Below are 17,774 nucleotides of genomic sequence, written 5' to 3' on the forward strand. Positions count from 1 at the left end.
TTTAGCCTTGTGTCTGATGGGACTCATGTTGCTGATGTGATTCATATTGTTCAGCAGTGGGAGATCCTACGACGCGTACCTACCACCAACCAGGGAGTACCGCCTTGCCGAACCGTCGAACGAAGCCGTCGATCGTTCTCGGTGCTGTCGCACTACTCGCCGTCGCGACCCCGTTTGCGGTCGCTGGGCTGACAGACAGCACGACCACCGGAGTTCGACCGGCCAACGAGACAACCCCGGTCACCGTGCCGACGAAGATCGTCGAGACCGCGCTGAGCGCAGCACCGGACATCGTCATTCCGCTGCAGGAGCTCACCGGCCTGCCGCTGCCCGATCTGCGGCTCTCCGATCTGAAATACCTGCCGCTGCCGGACTCCATCGTGATCCCGCCGATCGAGATTCCCGACATCCCGGGTCTCACGACGCCGGCTCCGGGTGGCGCAACCGCGCAGGCCCCGATCCCCAGGGTGGACGCCTCGGCACCGGTCAATCCTGAAGCTGCCGACCCCACCGGGCCGCCGCTCGGAGCGGCAGTCAAGGAGATCTCGCAGGACACCCCGTTCAGCATGGTGGCGTTGACCTCCGAGCAGCTGAACGGCGCGAGCGCACAGGTTCGACGTCAGCTCGAGGACGGATCCTGGGGCCCGTGGCTGCAGACCGCACCGGTGGATACCACTGCGAGCGACGCCGTTCCCGCTGCGGAAAAGCAGGGCACCGAACCGATCTTCGTGGGGCTCACCAAGGCCGTGCAGGTGCTGTTGACTCCGCTGACGAGCAGCGCTGCTCCCGAAAGCTTTGCAACGCCGCCGGTTCCGGAGGTCCCGGTTGTTCCGCTGCCTTCCGATGCCACTGCACCTGCTCCCGCCGTTGCGGAGCAGCCTTTGGGCTACACACCCGCGTCGTCGAGCAAGCCGCTGCGCCAACAGGATCCGGCACCGACAGAGCCTGCTGCGCCCGAAGCCGCTCCTGAGGTGTCGGCCGAGCAGTTGGCGTCGGCAGTGAGCGACATCAGCGCCGTGCTCATCACCCCCGGCACGTCCCCCGCCGATTCGGCGTTGAGCGACCTCGCTACTCCGGTGGCGGGCGATGCAGGTCCCAACGTCATCACCCGCGCCCAGTGGGGTGCCGACGAGTCGATCCGTTGCGCCAACCCGACAATCGACGATTTCATCGGCGGTGCCACCGTGCACCACACCGCGGGCAGCAACGACTACTCGAAGTCCGAGTCGGCCGAGATCGTCCGCGCCATCTACGCGTACCACGCGCAGACTCTGGGCTGGTGCGACATCGGCTACAACGCACTCGTCGACAAGTACGGCCAGATCTTCGAGGGTCGCGCCGGCGGCTTGGACAAGCCGGTCCAGGGTGCGCACGCCGGTGGATTCAACGAGAACACCGTCGGAGTGGCCATGATGGGCGACTACTCCACTCAGGATCCGTCGCAGGAGACCGTCGATTCGGTCGGCAAGTTCCTCGGCTGGCGACTCGGCAAGGCCGGTCTGGATCCCAAGGGGACCACGACGATGACCTCCGAGGGAACGGATTTCACGTTCATCGGCAAAGGCAAGACCGTCGACCTGCCGGTGATCTTCGGTCACCGCGACGTCGGCAACACCGAATGCCCCGGTGACGCCGGATACGCCAGGCTCGGGGAGATCCGCGACATCGCGGCCGCGAACCTCGGCGGTGGCGGCGATGTCACACCGGCAGCACCCGAGACCGCGCCCGATGCCACCGCACCGGATACCGCGGTGACCGACCCGGCACCGTCACGCCCGGGCACGGACGTCAGTTCGACTCTGGGCGAGAACATCCCGGCCCTGGTCGCAGAATTGCAGCGCCTGGCGTCGACGAGCCCCGTCGCGCAGAAGTGGTTGTCCTCGGGCGGCGAAACCGGCGCTCTCGGCGTACCGGTCAGCGGCCTGGTTCAGGTCAGCGGCGGCCGCGAGAAGGCGCAGTTCCAGAACGGCGAGATCATCACCAACATGGCCGGCCAGGCCGTGGCCGTCATCGGCAAGATCTTCCAGCAGTACCTGCAGCAGGGCGGTGTCGACGGCGTCCTCGGTCTGCCGCTCACCGACGAGTTCAAGGTGCCGGAGGGCTTCCGAACGGACTTCGAGAACGGTTCGCTCATCTTCAACGAGCTCACCGGCATCGTGACCACGGTCATCAAGACGTACAACGACACCTACAACGCAGAAATGCAGAAGCCGGTCGCCGCGCCGGTGGAGCCGGCACCTGTTGCCGAGCCCGCTCCGGCACCGGAGCCCGCACCCGCGGGCTGAGTTCAGACAGTCGACAAGGGCCGAGTCACCGTGGTGACTCGGCCCTTGTCGTGTTCGATGCGCCGCTCTATCAGCGAATCACCACCAGCGTTCGAGTACCTGCGCCACTCCGTCGTCTGCGTTGGTGACGGTCACTTCGTCCGCGGCGGCGACGGCGGCCGGATGCGCGTTGCCCATGGCGACGCCCAGGCCGACCATCGACAGCATCGGGACGTCGTTGGGCATGTCCCCGAAGGCGACGATATCGGCGACGTCCACGGACAGCGTCTCGGCGACCTTCGCCAGGCCCGACGCCTTCGTGACGCCCGGCGCCGACAGTTCGATGAGCCCGTTGTCGGTGGAGAAGGTCAGGTCGGCGCGGCCGGAGATCAGCGGCGAGAGAATGTTTGCCATATGGCCGCTGGTCGATCCCGACAGACGTATCAGCAGCTTCACCGCGGGGACGTCGACGACGTCGTCCTCGGACATCTCGACGTTGTCGGGATTGAGCCACGCGTGCTCGTAGCCGGGCGAGCTGACGAACTGCGGCGTCGCCGCGTCGTGCGCCGATCGACCGACGCGCTCGGCCGCGAGACCGCAGCCGGGTAGCGCGCGGTACGCGACGTCGGCCAGCCACTGCAACGTCTCGACATCGAGGGTCTCCGCACTGAGCACGCGATCGGTGGCCGCGTCGTAGATGACCGCACCGTTGGCGCACACCGACATCGGCGCGTATCCGAGACCGTCGACGACGGGGTGGATCCACCGCGGCGGCCTGCCGGTGGACAGCACGAACGGCACTCCGTCCGCTACGACGGCTGCGACAGCTCGCTTGGTGCGTTCACTGACACGTTCGTGCTGGTCGAGCAGGGTCCCGTCGACATCGCTGGCGACGAGGCGAGGGGCGAGGCGGGTGGTGTTCGGCGCGTTGGTCATCGTGACGTCATTCTGCCCTAGTGTCGAAGGACCCTGTTTTCGACATGCACGTCTTCGATGTGGAAGGAACGGTAGATGACATCCGTGAACCGTCAGATCCGCTTGGCTCAGCGGCCCGTGGGGCGTCCCGACGAGTCGACGTGGGATCTCACCGAGGAACCCATCCCCACCCCGGGCGACGGGGAATTCGTCGTCACCGTCGACTACGTCTCCCTCGATCCCGCCATGCGCGGTTGGCTCAACGATGCGCGCTCGTACGTGCCTCCCGTCGGCATCGGTGAGGTGATGCGTGCTCATGCCGTCGGCCGCGTCCTCGAGTCCCGGCATCCGGATTACGCTGTCGGCGAAGTCGTTTCGGGCTCGTTCGGCGTCACCGAGCATGCGATCTCGGACGGGTCGGGAGTGCAGAAGGTCGACGAATCGATCGCACCGGCACCCACCTGGCTCGGTGCCCTCGGCTTCCCGGGATTGACGGCCTACTTCGGGTTGATGGACGTCGGCAAGCTGGCCGAGGGCGACACCGTCGTCATCTCCGGGGCGGCTGGCGCCGTCGGCAGCATCGCGGGTCAGATCGCGAAAGCCAAGGGAGCCACCGTGATCGGGATTGCCGGCGGACCCGAGAAGTGCGCCTGGCTCACCGAGGAGCTGGGCTTCGACGCGGCGATCGACTACAAGAACGAGTCGGTGTACAAGGCCCTGAAGGCCGCCGCACCGAAGGGCATCGACGTCTATTTCGACAACGTCGGCGGCGAGATTCTCGATGCGGCGCTCTCGCGCCTGCGTAAGGGTGCGCGAGTGGTGTTGTGCGGGGCCATCTCCGGCTACAACGCCACCGAACCGCAGCCCGGACCCGCGCACTACCTGTCCCTGCTGATCAACCGTGCGTCGATGACCGGGTTCATCATCTTCGACTATCTCGACCGCTACCAGGAAGGCGTCGACGCTCTGTCGGAGCTGCTCACCAGCGGCAAGATGACCGCGCGCGAGCAGATCGAGATCGGCGGAATCACGGCGTTCGGATCGACGCTCAACCTGTTGTTCGACGGTGCCAATACCGGCAAACTCGTCCTCGAGGTCGGCGAACGTACCCACGATTCGGAATTATGAGGACGACTCGTTCGTTGAACCCCACGTATCGCTCGATAGAGAACTAGGAGAGCACATGTCTGCAGCCACCGAAACCGCCATTCTCGCCGGAGGATGCTTCTGGGGAGCCGAAGAGCTCGTCCGCAAGCTGCCCGGGGTGGTCTCCACTCGCGTCGGCTACACCGGCGGTGAAATCCCCAACGCGACGTACCGCAACCACGGCAACCATGCCGAAGGCCTCGAAGTGGTCTACGACCCCACCCAGACGTCGTACCGGGATCTGCTGGAGTTCTTCTTCCAGATCCACGATCCCACCACGAAGAATCGTCAGGGCAACGACATCGGAGCCAGCTACCGCTCGGCCATCTTCTACCTGAACGACGAGCAGAAGCGCCTGGCCGAGGACACGATCGCCGATGTCGACGCGTCGGGCCTGTGGCCGGGCAAGGTCGTCACCGAGGTGACCCCGGCAGGAGATTTCTGGGAAGCCGAGCCCGAGCACCAGGACTACCTGCAGAAGTACCCCGAGGGCTACACCTGCCACTGGGTTCGCCCGGACTGGAAGCTGCCGCGTCGCGCAACCGCCTAGGAGCGGCTGCGCCGCATGTGCATGGAACTTCGTAGCCTGCTACGAAGTTCCGTGCACATGGGTAGGCGTAACGCCCATTCCGGACGGCCGACGGTCCACAGGTAGAACTACCGCGCACATGGAAGCCGAACTTGCGACACTGATCCGGTGACACCCGACAGAACCCCACGGTCGATGGCCGACGTCCTTCGTTCGCCGCGCTTCTGGCTCGCTCCGATCCTTGTCGTCTCGACCCTCATGTCGTTTCTCGCGGCCCTGTATCTGGGCGGCGTTCTCGATCCACGGGGCAACTTGCACGATCTGCCCATTGCGATCGTCAACCAGGACGAGGGCGACACCCTTGCGGGTGAGCAACGCAATATCGGCAACGACATCGTCGACGGATTGATTCAGAACGTCGATTCCGAGAAGGTCGCGTTCCGCGAGGTCGGCCCTGCGCAGGCCGAATCGTTGTTGTCCACGGCCGAGGTCTACGGCTCCATCGTCATCCCCAGTGATTTCACCAAGAGAATGGGAATCCTGGCCGAGGGCAGCATCATTCCCGGTGATATCGAGAAGCCGATCATCACCGTCTACACCAATCCGCGGGCGGGTAGCTTCGGGATGTCGCTCGTGACCGGAGTGGCCACTCCTGCCTTCGAATCGGTGAATCAGACCGTGGGCCAACAGATCACCGATCAGGTTCGCCAGCAGCTCGGCGACACTCCACTGGCCGGCGCGAGCGCACTGACGTTGGCGCAGCCGATCAATGTGATTGTTGCCCAGCACGATCCACTGCCCGACGGTACCGGCGGTGGCCTGTCTGCGTTCTACTACGCGCTACTGCTCGTCTTGGCGGGATTCACCGGTGCGACCATCGTCAGCACCCTCGTCGACGGCTTATTGGGGTTCACTCCCACCGAAATCGGCCCGAAGTACATCCACCGCGGACCCACCCGGATCAGCCGGTTCCAGACGCTGTTGGTCAAGTGGCTGGTGATGTTCGTTCTGGCCATGCTCGTATCCGCCCTGTACCTACTGATCAGCCACTTGCTGAGCATGCCCATCACCCATGCGTGGACCCTGTGGATGTACGGCGCGTTCGCGATCACCGCCGTCGGATTCACGGCGCTGGCGGTGATGTCCGCATTCGGCACAGCAGGGTTGCTGGTCAACTTGGCCGTCTTCATCATCCTGGCCCTGCCGTCCTCGGGTGGCACGATTCCTCTCGAGGCGAGCCCGCCGATTTTCACGTGGCTGGCCCAGTTCGAGCCGATGCATCAGATCTTCCTCGGCACCCGATCGATCCTGTACTTCAACGCCTCGCCCGACGCCGGCCTGCTGCATTCGGTGGGTATGACGTCCCTCGGACTGCTCATCGGGCTCGTGTTCGGCCTGGTATTCACCCTTCTCTACGACCGCAAGGGCCTCGACAGAAGCCTCGATTCTCCGGGTGTCATCAGCTGACGCCGGTACACTCGATCCAATGCTTGCTGTCAACCCAGCCGGGAGCGTCGCACCTCGACGGGCCGTCCGCGCTTACCTCGACGTCGCCATCGTCGTTCTCGTGCTCGTGGGCACCAACCTCATCGCACACTTCACCACGGTGTGGGCGAGTATCGCGACGGTTCCGATCGCCGCCGTTCTCCTGGTGATCCTGTCGAACCGTCGCGGACTCGGATGGGCCGAGCTGGGACTGTCGCCCAAGCAATGGAAGACGGGTTCGCTCTACGCACTCGGTGCCGTCGGCATCGTCCTGACCGTCATCGCCATCGGTGCATTGCTGCCGATGACGCGGCCCTTCTTCATGGCCGATCGCTATGCCACCATCTCCGCGGCGCTGGTCGCCTCGATGATCGTCATCCCGCTGCAAACGGTCATCCCGGAAGAACTCGCGTTCCGTGGAGTGCTGCACGGCACGTTGGGCCGCATCTACGGTGCACGCGGAGTCTTCGCGGCAGGGTCCCTGCTCTTCGGTCTGTGGCACATCGCGTCCTCGCTCGGCCTGACCGCAGGGAACGTGGGACTCAGCGGATTTCTCGGCGGCGGGCTGTTCGGGCAAATCGTCGGGATCGCGCTCGCAGTCGTCGCGACCGCAGCAGCCGGGGTCGTCTTCACCTGGCTGCGCAGCCGAAGCGGGAGTCTCATCGCACCCATCGCCCTGCACTGGTCGTTGAACGGACTCGGCGCACTGGCCGCAGCCCTCGTGTGGCACGCATCGACGAGCTGAGCGACATGAAAGACGAGCTGCACCAATACCTTCGGATCGCTCGCCAGAACATGCTGTGGAAGCTCGACGGCCTCACCGAATACCAGAAGCGACGACCGATGACGCCGACGGGAACCAACCTCTTGGGGTTGGTCAAACACCTCGCCATCGTCGAATACGGCTACTTCGGCCTCACGTTCGGTCGTGAGTTTCCAGCTCGTTTCGCGGAATTGGAAGCAGAGGGCATGGCCCGGCTGAATTCCGACATGTGGGCCACCGCCGAAGAATCGTCGGAATCCATTGTCGCCCTGTACCGCGAGGCGTGGACGTATGCCGACAAGACCATCGATTCACTCGACCTGGATGCAGCGGGACGCGTCCTGCACTGGCCTGCGGACAAACAAGAAGTGACGTTGCATCGCGTACTGGTGCATCTGTGCATCGAAACGAATCGACATGCCGGACACGCAGACATACTGCGCGAATTGATCGACAACTCCGTCGGACTGCGCCTCGGCAACGAGAACATGGCCGACGGCGACGCAGCATGGTGGGCACAGTACCGATCCGAGTTGGAAACCGTTGCTCTAGAGGCTGATCAAGCCCGTCCCGCCGACTGAGCTATTTTCGGCTCGACGGCTATTTTCGCGGTGTACCTGTCCAACCGCGATCGATGACCCGATTCAGCGCGACGACAGCCTGCGCGGAAATCCCGGGCAGTGATCACTGTCCGTCTACCGTTCTTTTTCTCGATTCTCACGGCCTTCCCGGAGCGCAGCTTCGATACCGGTGTCGCCCCTGCTATCGAAGCGAAGACCCCAGCCTGCCCGATCGCGCATCGGATGCACGTCCGACACGGATGTACCCCAAAATGTCTTCGGCAATAATCTGCGCCCGCGGCCAACCACGCGTTGCCCACGCATCGATGCCACGATCCCCGGTGTGGAAGGGGGTGGAATTACCAGGAGAGGGGCAAAGTTTCGGTGAGCGAGACGTGTCAGGAATTTCCGGCCATGGCGATTGTCGGCGCCCACGTGCTTAACAACGAGACCGCCACCGAAACCGAGCTGAGCCCCAAGTCCCGGGTCCGCGAGCTGACCGAGCAGATTCTCGAGCAGGGCACCACCGAGGGGGCCGAGTATCAGGGTCTGCCTGTCGTGCTGTTCACGATCACCGGGGCGAAGTCCGGCAAGAAGCGGTACGTGCCCTTGATGCGCGTCGAAGCCGACGGCAAGTACGCCATGGTCGGTTCCAACGGTGCCGGTGCCACGAACCCGTCGTGGTACTACAACATCAAGGCAAACCCCACCGTCACGGTGCAAGACGGGACGAAGGTTCTCACCCTCCAGGCCCGCGAGCTCGACGGGGCCGAGCGCGAGAAATGGTGGACGCTAGCCGTCGAGTCCTTCGCTCAGTACGCCGAATTCCAGTCCCAGACAGACCGGCAACTCCCCGTCTTCATCCTGGAGTAACCCCGGCTGTGATCCCACTTCACGCCCCGTGCACGGGCGACACCCGACGTTAGGAACAGCCTTGAAGATCGGAATCTCCACCTTTGTCACCGACGACGGGATCGACCCGGTGTCGCTGGCTCGCGCCATCGAGGAGCGTGGATTCGACTCGCTGGTTGTTGCCGAGCACACTCACATCCCAGCCAGTAGGGAGACGGCGTTTCCCACCGGCGAAGAGATGCCCGACTTCTACTATCGGACGCTCGACCCCTTCGTCACTCTGGCAGCGGCCGCAGCGGTGACATCGAAGATCGAGCTGGTCACCGGTATCACCTTGCTCATCCAGCGTGATCCCATCACCACTGCAAAAGAATCCGCCAGTATCGACCTGATCTCACGGGGCCGGTTCGTATTCGGCGTGGGAGCGGGTTGGATCCTCGAGGAGATCCGCAACCACGGCACCGACCCGAAGACACGGGGTGCACTGTTGGACGAGCAGATCGAAGCAATCAAAGCCCTGTGGACGAACGAGCCGGCCGAGTATCACGGCAAGCACGTCGATATCGAACCCTCCTACCTCCGTCCCAAGCCGGTGCAGACACCGCACCCCCCGATATTCATCGGCGGTGCCTCCGATGCGACGGTGAAGCGCGTCATCCGGCACGACGCCGGGTGGATAGCCAACCCACAGCCCGTCGATGTCATGTCCGCGCGCATCGATGCGATGCGCGAAGGACTCGGGCACGACGTTCCGTTGCTACAGTTCGGCACCCCCGCGGATCCCGAGTACTGGCAAGCCTGCGAAGAGTTGGGATTCGGGCAGCTTGCGCTCATGCTGCCCACCGCGCCGCACGACGAATCGTTGAAAATCCTCGACGAGTACGCCGCGCTGGCGTCCGCGTACCGCGGGAGATAAGACCCTGGGCGCGTTCGGAAGTCGCGCCTCCACCCACACCGATCCCCGCACCGATCCGGTGCGGGGACCGACCGAGCTTGCGTTCAGGAACCGGACGGCGCTGCCGGCGGTGCGGGAGGCGTCGCACCGTCAGCCGGAGCGGGCGGTGCAGGCGGAGTTGCGCCATCGGCCGGTGCCGGCGGCGCGGGCGGCGTCGCTCCGTCTTCTGGTGCGCACACCGCTCCCGGGCCACCTGCGCCCGGCCCACCCTTACCCGGACCACCATCGGCCGGTCCGCCCTTGCCCGGACCACCCGCGGGCGGGGCAGGCGGAGTTGCGCCGTTATCCGGCACGGCCGGAGTTGTTCCGTCCGCGGGTCCCGGTGGCGTCGGAACCGCGGGGACCGTAGATCCGTCGCCGGAATCCGTCGCCTCGGGGCTTGCCGGAACAGCAGGCACGTCCGACCCGCCGCCGCCATCGGTTCGCTGTCCGAGGGCAGACGACGACACCACGGTCGACACGCCAGGCGAGGCGTCGGGTCCGGTGGCTGCGAACACAGCCGCGGTCACCAGGGCTCCGACGGCGAGACCCGCTGCTGCGGTCGCGGCCAGCGGCACCCGTCCCTTCCACCGCTTCGGCTTGCTCTCCCGAGCGGTGCCGGGCTCGGGGTTCGATGCGGCGGGAATCGGTTGGGTCTGATCGTTCACGTTCACTCCTTGTTCGGACTGCGTCGTTCGTTTCGGTCTGTCACCGACACTGCCGCCGCTAGCTGAAGTCACCCTGAAGCCGAGCGCATCTTCAGGATCACTTCAGCTGGTGGGTGACAATCGAGGCATGACATACAGTTCCGCTCCCCGGGTGATGGTGGTGGAGGATTCGTTACCCATCAGGGAAGCGCTCGTGGCCGCGTTCGAGGACGCGGGTTTCACCGCCGTGTCCCTGCCCGACGGCGACGACTTCGAAACCACGATGGCAGGCTTCCGTCCGGATGTGGTGATCCTCGACGTCATGCTGCCCGGTGCACGGGACGGGTTCTATCTCATCGACGTCGTCCGGCAGAGCAGCGACGCAGGCATCATCATGGTCACCGCGAAAGATCAGCTGGCCGACCGGTTGCGGGGCCTGGGCGACGGCGCTGACGACTACGTGGTCAAGCCCTTCCAGCTCGACGAGGTGGTCGCCCGCGCCAAATCCGTGCTGCGGCGTCGTGGTCGTTCTTCCGACGCGGTCCAGGTCGGTGATCTACTGGTCGACGAGCCCGCCGGAGTGGTCACTCGGGCAGGTCAGGTTCTCGATCTGACGGCGACGGAGCTCCGCTTGGCCACGTTCCTCGTCGCACAACGCGGACGTACCGTCTCCAAAACCTCTATCCTGGAATCGGTCTGGGGCTACGGCGCGTACGACGGTAACCTGGTGGAAGTTCACATCAGTGCGTTGCGTCGCAAGATGGAAGCGCATGGGCCGCGGTTGATCCATACCGTCCGCGGCTTGGGTTATGCATTGCGGGCTCCGCAGTGAAGCGGACGCCGACCCCGTCGCTTCGGATGCGGGTGGTCGCCACCGTCGTCGTGTTGTTCGCGGCACTGCTGGTGATTATCGGATCGTCGGTGGATGTCGTTCTGGGTCAACAGCTTCGGCGTGATCTGGAGGCGCGGTTGTCGGATCGGGCAACTCGGGCTGTCGAGCTCGTGGAGAGCGGCGTCGGGCCCGGGGATCTGGTGCAGGCCCTGCAGGGCGACGCCATCCGAGTTCGGGTCACCGCTGCGGACGGCACGGTGTACGGCGCTCCCGGCAGCGGACCGCCTGGCCCGGACATCCGGCCTGCCACCCCGGCTCCGCCTGCGGGCCAGTCGCGAACTCCCAGTCCCCCTGGTCCGCCCGATCCTCCTGTGCCCCCGTCCGATTCGTTCGAGATCACCGAACCATTGCCCGACGGTTCGACGCTGTCTCTCCTCGGCGATACCACCGCCATAGCCGATGTGCGGCGACAACTGCGCATCCTCATGCTGGTAGCGGGTGCTGTGACGCTGCTACTGGCCGCCGCTGCGCTGACCTTTGCCGTGCGGCGAGCACTGTCCCCGCTGGACTCGATGACATCGGTCGCGCGCCGAATAACCAACGGCGACAGGGGTAGACGGCTGCTTCCCACCAAACCGAACACCGACCTCGGCCGTACTGCCTCGGCCGTGGACGAGATGCTCGACGCCCTCGAGGACGCCGAGCGCCGCGAGGCAGCAGCGGCGCGCACAGCCCGCCTCGCCGAGGAGGACATGCGGCGCTTTCTGGCCGACGCCGCACACGAGCTGCGCACTCCCGTCGCCGGCATCTCGGCGTTGGCGCAGTCGCTGCAGCGCGACGCCGAACATCGCCCCGATCGAGTCGCGCGCTGGAGCGAGCTGCTGGTCGGGGAATCGAGCAGGGCGTCACGATTGGTGGGCGACATGCTCGATTCCGTTCGTGCGGAGAGCACGTCGGATCTCGATGCAACCGATATCGATCTGGTCGACATCACCCGGCGCACAGTGGAGCGAGCAGCGCTACTGATGCCGGACATTCGGTTCGATGTCGATGCGACGCAACCGGTTCCGGTTCGAGTGGACGTCGGACGCATCGAACAGATCCTGTCGAACGTACTCGACAATGCCGGTCGCTTCACCCCGTCCGGCGGCACGATTCGGGTAGCGGTCGGCAGGGACACCCACGCATTCATCACCGTGGACGACGAAGGACCGGGTGTCGCGGAGGCAGACCGTGAGCGCATCTTCGAACGGCTCGTCAGGCTGAACTCCGCCCGTGACCGAGCGTCCGGCGGCGTCGGGCTGGGGCTGTCGATCGCTCGAACACTGGCGCGCGCCCACGGCGGCGAACTCGTCTGCCTCGCAGGGCCTTCGGGCGCGCGATTCCGGCTGACTCTCCCCCTGAACGCGTGAACACCTGAAGCACTGAAACCCCGAACATGTCGGCTATTCGACGATCAAGTCCATCAGCAGGCTGTCGTGCCAGCCGTCCGGTCCCTTCTCGTACTTGCGCATGATCCCGACCGGCTCGAAACCGACTGCGCTGTAACAGGCTATCGCTGCCGCGTTGTCGGCGGCGGGATCGATCACCAGGCGGTGATGACCGAGATCGACTGTCAGGTAGCGCACCAGCGTGCCTACCGCGTCCTTTCCGATGCCGCGGCCGTGTACCGCCGGATCGAGGAAGATGTCGATCGACGCGTGCCGGTACATCGGGTCGGTCTCTTCGCCGTACTGGATCAAACCGACTGTCGCGGAGCTTAATTCGACAACCAGGCGGATCTCTTCAGGGTTGTCGAACGGCCAGTTCTCGTCGGCGTGCTCGTCACCCCACCGCGCATGCACCTCGGGGGTGTGCAGTATTCGGCGTAGCTCCGGCACGTCCTCGGCGGTGATCGGCCGCAACACGACCCGTTCACCGCGGAGGTTCATGCCCGCCGACTACTCGACGCGCTTGGCCGCGCGTGCCGCCAGATCCTGGGCGTCGAGCTTGTCGGCTTCCTCCAGGGTCGGGGCACTGCCACCGAGTCGGGCCGGAACCCAGTACGCGCCGGGCTCGTGGTGGTAGCCCTCCTGAAGCTCGAGCAGCATCTTCTGCATGACCGACCGCAGCTTGTCGGTCAGTTCGTTCGGCGGCCCGACCGGCGCAATCAGTTCACCGACGGCAATGGAGATCGGAGTGTTGGTGCGGCCCAATCGCTTCGGGTAGCCCTTGGTCCACACTCGCTGCGCACCCCAGATGACCGTCGGGATGATGGGGACGCCGGCCTCGATGGCCATACGCGCTGCACCGGACTTGAATTCCTTGATCTCGAAGCTCCGGCTGATGGTGGCTTCGGGATACACGCCGACGAGTTCGCCCTTACGCAGACTGTCGACGGCCGCCTTGTACGACTGCGCACCGGCACCGCGGTCGACGGGGATGTGCTTGAGTGCGCGCATGATGGGGCCGGAGATCTTGTTGTCGAAGACTTCCTTCTTGGCCATGAAGCGGATGTAGCGCTTCACTCGCCGCGGCGGCAACCCGGCGTAGGTGAAGTCCATGTATCCGGTGTGGTTGACGGCGATGACCGCTCCACCGGTAGCAGGGATGTGCTCCTCGCCCTCGACCTCGAACTTCAGGCCCTCGAACGCGAACACTGTGCGAGCGATGCCGATGACTGATCGGTAGACGGGTTCCACAGTCGGTTAGCGTAGTCGGTGGACGGGGTCGGAGAAAGGTCCGGCCAGGAGCGCGGTCGGGTCGTGCGCAGTTCGAGAAGCTACGGGGGAGAGAATTCACGTGAAGAACAGAGCGGCTTCACCGCGGCGCAGCCGGGTCTGCCGAACCGCGCTGCCGCTGATAGCGATGATTGCGCTGGTCGGTGCCTGCGATTCCGCGGTCGGGATCCCATCCGATCAGGCCGCAGCCCCGTCCAGCAGCAGTGCAGGGTCCACCGCCGAGTCCGCGAATGCCGCCGGGTCGAGCACCCCAGAGCCCACCACCACCCCGGCACCGCCGCCCATCCCACCGGGTCCGCCCGTCGGCGAAGCCCCCGGAAATCCTGCGGCCGCCGCGGCACTACGGCCGTTCGTCAACGATCTCACCGGCGGCGGAATAGGTGTCGTCACCGCGAGGTGCTGGACTGTGCCGCCGACCGACATTCCGACGATGTACTTCGACACCGGCGCCATCCTCGCAGCGGTGGCGGCTCCCGCGGTCGACGGTCAGTACGCGGTGACGTGGACCGGACCCGCGGCAACGGTCGCCATCAAACGCAGCGAGATCGCGTCGGGCTACGCCTGCCCTACCGTCTATCCCACCGGCACGACGCCGGTGTTCGACGCGACGGACGCGGTCTACACCGTCGATCGCTATCTGGGACGCATCGCCGGTATCCCCGTCAATCGGGGCGACGTCGAAGAGAGCTACCCGCTGGTGTGCGACAGCCGCGGCACGTGGGATCCGAACGGCACCGGGTCTCCTACTGCCCCACCTCTAGCCGAGAACCCGGCAATTCTGCCGAGCATCACCTCGTTCGATCCCGACAGTGTGTTCGTGACGGCTCAGAACGGCGTCTACACGCAGGTCAATGCAGACATCATCGACGCCTCGGGGGTCTACCAGAACCGCACGTTCCTGCTGGCGATCGGCGGCGAGGGCTACTGCATCGGCGACATCGCCTGATCCTGCATTACTTCAGGACATCGGTCCCGACGAAGGGCACGAGGGCTTCCGGAACCCGGACGGTGCCGTCGGCCTGCTGGTGGTTTTCGAGGATCGCCACAATCCACCGCGTGGTGGCGAGGGTGCCGTTCAGGGTGGCGGCGGTCTGAGGCTTGCCGTTCTCGTCGCGGTATCGCACGCCGAGGCGTCGGGCCTGGAAGGTCGTGCAGTTCGAGGTCGAGGTGAGCTCGCGGTATGCCTTCTGCGTGGGGACCCATGCTTCGCAGTCGAACTTGCGCGCGGCCGAGGACCCGAGGTCTCCGCCTGCGGTATCGATGACGCGGTAGGGCAATTCGACTGCGGCGAGCATTTCCTTCTCGTACTGCAGCAGCTTCCGGTGCTCGGCCGCCGCGTCCTCGGGCTTGATGTACGAGAACATCTCGATCTTGTCGAACTGATGGACGCGGATGATGCCGCGGGTGTCCTTGCCGTAGCTGCCCGCTTCACGACGGAAGCACGACGACCAGCCTGCGTAGCGCTTCGGGCCGTCGGCGAGGTCGATGATCTCGCCCGAGTGGTAGCCGGCGAGAGCAACTTCGGAGGTTCCGACGAGGTAGAGGTCGTCGGCTTCGAGGCGGTAGATCTCGTCTGCGTGTGCGCCGAGGAAGCCGGTTCCCGACATGATCTCCGGCCGCACGAGAACCGGCGGGATCATCATGGTGAACCCGTTCTTGACGGCCTTCTGCGCGGCGAGCTGAAGCAGCCCCTGCTGCAGCAACGCGCCGTAGCCGGTCATGAAGTAGAAGCGCGAGCCCGAGACCTTGGCACCGCGTTCCATGTCGATCAGGTTCAGCGACTCGCCGAGTTCGAGGTGGTCCTTCGGCTCGAAATCGAACTCCGGGATCTGCCCGACGGTCTCGAGAAGGACGAAGTCGTCCTCGCCGCCTGCGGGCGTGCCGTCCTGGACGATGTTGGAAATCGCGCGATGGGCCGCGTCGAGGGCTGCGTCGGCCTCGGCTTCGGCGGCCTGGGCGGCCTTGACCTTCGCGGCGAGTTCCGATGCGCCGGCGAGTAGCGCGGGGCGGTCCTCGGCGGAGGCCTTACCGACCTGCTTTCCCAGCGCCTTCTGCTCGGCACGCAGCTGATCGCCGGCCAGAACCGCGGCCCGGCGGGATGCGTCGGCATCCAGAAGTGCGTCGACGAGAGCGGGGTCCTCGCCTCGGGTGCGCTGCGAGGCGCGCACTGCGTCGGGGTTCTCGCGAAGCAATTTCAGGTCGATCACGAGAGCAAACCTTACTTGCCGAGCAAGCCCAGGTAGTCCTCGCGTCCGAACATCGTGGCTGCGTCGATCGCCGAGGGGTGGCCGCCGTGTGGGTCGGCTCCGCCGTCGACGAGCAGCCGCACCACCTCGTCCTCGCCTTTGAACACAGCGCCCGCGAGTGGGCTCTGACCCTTGTCGTTGGCCTTGTTCACATCGGCACCGCGTTCGACCAGCACCCGTACCGCATCGGCGTGACCGTGATAGGCGGCCAACATGAGCAGGGTGTCCCCCGACTCGTTGTGCAGATTCACCGGAACTCCGGCGTCGACGTAACTCGCCAGACCGACGGCGTCACCGGTACGTGCCATTGCGAACAGTCGACCGGCCAGCTCACTGAGGTCGTCGTCACCCGTTGGGTCGCTCATGTCGACCGAACATACTCGGGCATGATGGAGGGCGATGTCCGCTACAGAACCAGACCCCACGACGAGCGAGAGTCGGAGAACTCTCTCGGCCACCACTGCTCGACGCGGCCTCGCCATGGTGGCCGTCGGTGCAGTCCTGGCCGCGGGGGCAACAGTGTTCCTGTCCGGCGGATTCTCGACTCCCGAGAAGATCACCACGCATTCGACGGCCAGTGGCCCCGCCACCGCAGGTCCGGTGTCCGCGAAGTCCTTCGGTGCCGCCGACCCGGGCGTATGCCTGCAGTGGACGCCCACCGACGATCCCGAAACCGATCGTCAGGACCTCAGCGAAGTGCCGTGCGCCGACGCCCACCGCTTCGAGGTGGCCCGCGACATCGACATGAGCGTCTACCCCGGCATCGAATTCGGCCCTGGCGCGCCGTACCCGGGAGCGCTGCGCTTCGGCGAACTGCGCGACGAGCACTGCACCGCCGCCGTCGACGGCTACGTCGGTGCCAAGTTCGACCCGAACGGCCGCTACGGCGTCGGCCTGATGTTCCCCAGCCAGGCCGGATGGGCCAAGGGCGAGCGCACGCTGCGGTGCGGTGTGCAGATGCCGTCGAACACCGGTGCGCTGCTCGAGATGACCGGCTCGATCCTCGACCAGGACCAGTCCAAGGTGTGGCCGACGGGCACGTGCATCGGAATCAACCAGAACGTGCCTGCCGACCCGGTGGACTGCTCGACTCCCCACGCGTTCGAGGTTGCCTCGGTGATCAACCTCACGCAGCAGTTCCCCGGCGGGCATCCGTCGGAAGGCGACCAGGACGCGTACCTGGAGAAGACCTGCACCGACGCCGTCAACGGATACCTCGGCTCGGAGAACGCGCTGCGGGACAAGACGTTGACGTTGTTCTGGGACACGATCGACGTCTCGAGCTGGCTCGCCGGTAGCCGTCAGGTGACCTGCTCGGTGGGCAAGGAACTCGACTCCGGTGGATTCGCGACCATCGTCGGCAGCGCGAAGGGCGACATCCTCATCAACGGTGCCGCGCCCGTACCGCCGCCCGCAGCCCCCGACGGCCGCGCCCTCCCGACTCCGCTGCCCGGTGCCGCTCCGATCACCACCGGAGGCTGACATCCCCACGCACATGACCCGCGTCGATTTCGAAGAAGCGGTGTCCGACGCTCTCGACACCCTGCCGCGAGAACTCACCGACTTCATGAACAACGTGGTCGTCCTCGTCGAGGAAGAACACCCCACCGAGGACATCCTCGGGTTGTACGAGGGAATCGCGTTGACCGAACGCTACGAATACAGCGGACACTTGCCCGACGTCATCACGATCTACCGCAAACCGATCCTCGACATGGTCGACGACGAACACGAGGCCCGACGCGAAATCGCCATCACCGTCGCGCACGAAATCGGCCATCACTTCGGCATCGACGACGAACGCCTGCATCAACTGGGATTCGGCTGATCGCGCTCGCCCCCGATCGCCACCCCCACCCCCGTAATGCCACCCCCGGTTGG

At 65.4% G+C, this 17,774-nt stretch carries 19 protein-coding genes; 13 read left to right on the top strand and 6 right to left on the bottom strand.

What is annotated here, in order from left to right; all coding sequences use genetic code 11:
• Positions 1 to 104 precede the first annotated feature (104 nt).
• A complete protein-coding gene (locus AB0P23_RS09075) occupies positions 105 to 2,285 on the top strand; it encodes an N-acetylmuramoyl-L-alanine amidase (RefSeq protein WP_032374179.1) in 2,181 nt (726 codons plus the stop codon).
• A 78-nt stretch (positions 2,286 to 2,363) separates the two neighbouring features.
• Here AB0P23_RS09075 and AB0P23_RS09080 read toward each other — a convergent pair whose 3' ends face one another.
• Positions 2,364 to 3,200, bottom strand: a complete 837-nt coding sequence (locus tag AB0P23_RS09080) for a Cof-type HAD-IIB family hydrolase (protein ID WP_027494821.1) — start codon at positions 3,198 to 3,200, stop codon at positions 2,364 to 2,366.
• A gap of 75 nt (positions 3,201 to 3,275) precedes the next feature.
• Here AB0P23_RS09080 and AB0P23_RS09085 point away from each other — a divergent pair, with 75 nt between their 5' ends.
• The 7 genes from AB0P23_RS09085 to AB0P23_RS09115 all read left to right on the top strand — a co-directional run bounded on the left by AB0P23_RS09085 (position 3,276) and on the right by AB0P23_RS09115 (position 9,430).
• Complete coding sequence (locus AB0P23_RS09085; RefSeq protein WP_032374181.1) at positions 3,276 to 4,307, top strand: NADP-dependent oxidoreductase; 1,032 nt, start codon at positions 3,276 to 3,278, stop codon at positions 4,305 to 4,307.
• 55 nt (positions 4,308 to 4,362) lie between these two features.
• Positions 4,363 to 4,875, top strand: a complete 513-nt coding sequence (gene msrA, locus AB0P23_RS09090) for a peptide-methionine (S)-S-oxide reductase MsrA (RefSeq protein ID WP_032374182.1) — start codon at positions 4,363 to 4,365, stop codon at positions 4,873 to 4,875.
• Between the two features lie 174 nt (positions 4,876 to 5,049).
• Complete coding sequence (locus AB0P23_RS09095; protein ID WP_363797336.1) at positions 5,050 to 6,321, top strand: DUF3533 domain-containing protein; 1,272 nt, start codon at positions 5,050 to 5,052, stop codon at positions 6,319 to 6,321.
• A 19-nt stretch (positions 6,322 to 6,340) separates the two neighbouring features.
• Positions 6,341 to 7,084 (top strand): CPBP family intramembrane glutamic endopeptidase, encoded by a 744-nt coding sequence (locus AB0P23_RS09100; protein WP_027494825.1) that lies wholly within the window; start codon positions 6,341 to 6,343, stop codon positions 7,082 to 7,084.
• Positions 7,085 to 7,089: 5 nt separating this feature from the next.
• A complete protein-coding gene (locus AB0P23_RS09105; protein WP_045841681.1) occupies positions 7,090 to 7,683 on the top strand; it encodes a DinB family protein in 594 nt (197 codons plus the stop codon).
• Between the two features lie 393 nt (positions 7,684 to 8,076).
• On the top strand, positions 8,077 to 8,535 hold the full coding sequence (locus AB0P23_RS09110; protein ID WP_052061658.1) for a nitroreductase family deazaflavin-dependent oxidoreductase: 459 nt from the start codon (positions 8,077 to 8,079) through the stop codon (positions 8,533 to 8,535).
• Between the two features lie 61 nt (positions 8,536 to 8,596).
• A complete protein-coding gene (locus AB0P23_RS09115; RefSeq protein ID WP_032366743.1) occupies positions 8,597 to 9,430 on the top strand; it encodes an LLM class F420-dependent oxidoreductase in 834 nt (277 codons plus the stop codon).
• A gap of 83 nt (positions 9,431 to 9,513) precedes the next feature.
• Here the strand turns inward: AB0P23_RS09115 and AB0P23_RS09120 are convergent, their stop codons facing one another.
• A complete protein-coding gene (locus tag AB0P23_RS09120) occupies positions 9,514 to 10,116 on the bottom strand; it encodes a hypothetical protein (RefSeq protein ID WP_363797303.1) in 603 nt (200 codons plus the stop codon).
• A gap of 127 nt (positions 10,117 to 10,243) precedes the next feature.
• Between AB0P23_RS09120 and AB0P23_RS09125 the strand changes: the two genes are divergently transcribed.
• Together AB0P23_RS09125 and AB0P23_RS09130 are read left to right on the top strand one after the other, a co-directional pair.
• Entirely contained in the window at positions 10,244 to 10,927 is a 684-nt protein-coding gene (locus AB0P23_RS09125) for a response regulator transcription factor (RefSeq protein WP_080733310.1), read from the top strand.
• Positions 10,924 to 12,339, top strand: coding sequence for a HAMP domain-containing sensor histidine kinase (locus tag AB0P23_RS09130; protein ID WP_155289566.1), 1,416 nt, complete (start codon positions 10,924 to 10,926; stop codon positions 12,337 to 12,339). Before AB0P23_RS09125 ends, AB0P23_RS09130 begins: the two co-directional genes overlap by 4 nt.
• A gap of 33 nt (positions 12,340 to 12,372) precedes the next feature.
• On the opposite strand, the gene AB0P23_RS09135 is transcribed toward AB0P23_RS09130, so the two are convergent.
• Entirely contained in the window at positions 12,373 to 12,858 is a 486-nt protein-coding gene (locus tag AB0P23_RS09135; RefSeq protein ID WP_363797305.1) for a GNAT family protein, read from the bottom strand.
• Positions 12,859 to 12,867: 9 nt separating this feature from the next.
• Positions 12,868 to 13,608 (bottom strand): lysophospholipid acyltransferase family protein, encoded by a 741-nt coding sequence (locus tag AB0P23_RS09140; protein WP_032374189.1) that lies wholly within the window; start codon positions 13,606 to 13,608, stop codon positions 12,868 to 12,870.
• A 100-nt stretch (positions 13,609 to 13,708) separates the two neighbouring features.
• Here AB0P23_RS09140 and AB0P23_RS09145 point away from each other — a divergent pair, with 100 nt between their 5' ends.
• Entirely contained in the window at positions 13,709 to 14,593 is an 885-nt protein-coding gene (locus tag AB0P23_RS09145) for a hypothetical protein (protein ID WP_032374190.1), read from the top strand.
• 7 nt (positions 14,594 to 14,600) lie between these two features.
• Here the strand turns inward: AB0P23_RS09145 and serS are convergent, their stop codons facing one another.
• Together serS and AB0P23_RS09155 are read right to left on the bottom strand one after the other, a co-directional pair.
• Positions 14,601 to 15,854 carry a serine--tRNA ligase gene (gene serS / locus AB0P23_RS09150; protein ID WP_032374191.1) on the bottom strand — a complete coding sequence of 418 codons (1,254 nt, stop codon included), beginning with the start codon at positions 15,852 to 15,854 and terminating at the stop codon, positions 14,601 to 14,603.
• An 11-nt stretch (positions 15,855 to 15,865) separates the two neighbouring features.
• Positions 15,866 to 16,258: an ankyrin repeat domain-containing protein gene (locus AB0P23_RS09155; RefSeq protein WP_032366735.1), complete on the bottom strand. Its 393-nt coding sequence runs from the start codon at positions 16,256 to 16,258 to the stop codon at positions 15,866 to 15,868.
• A 34-nt stretch (positions 16,259 to 16,292) separates the two neighbouring features.
• On the opposite strand from AB0P23_RS09155, the gene AB0P23_RS09160 reads away from it, so the two are divergent.
• Entirely contained in the window at positions 16,293 to 17,375 is a 1,083-nt protein-coding gene (locus tag AB0P23_RS09160) for a septum formation family protein (protein ID WP_027494837.1), read from the top strand.
• A 13-nt stretch (positions 17,376 to 17,388) separates the two neighbouring features.
• Entirely contained in the window at positions 17,389 to 17,721 is a 333-nt protein-coding gene (locus tag AB0P23_RS09165) for a metallopeptidase family protein (RefSeq protein ID WP_027494838.1), read from the top strand.
• The last annotated feature ends 53 nt before the right edge of the window (positions 17,722 to 17,774 follow it).

The organism is Rhodococcus sp. NPDC077669, from assembly GCF_040686915.1.
Classification (GTDB): Bacteria; Actinomycetota; Actinomycetes; order Mycobacteriales; family Mycobacteriaceae; genus Rhodococcoides; species Rhodococcoides fascians.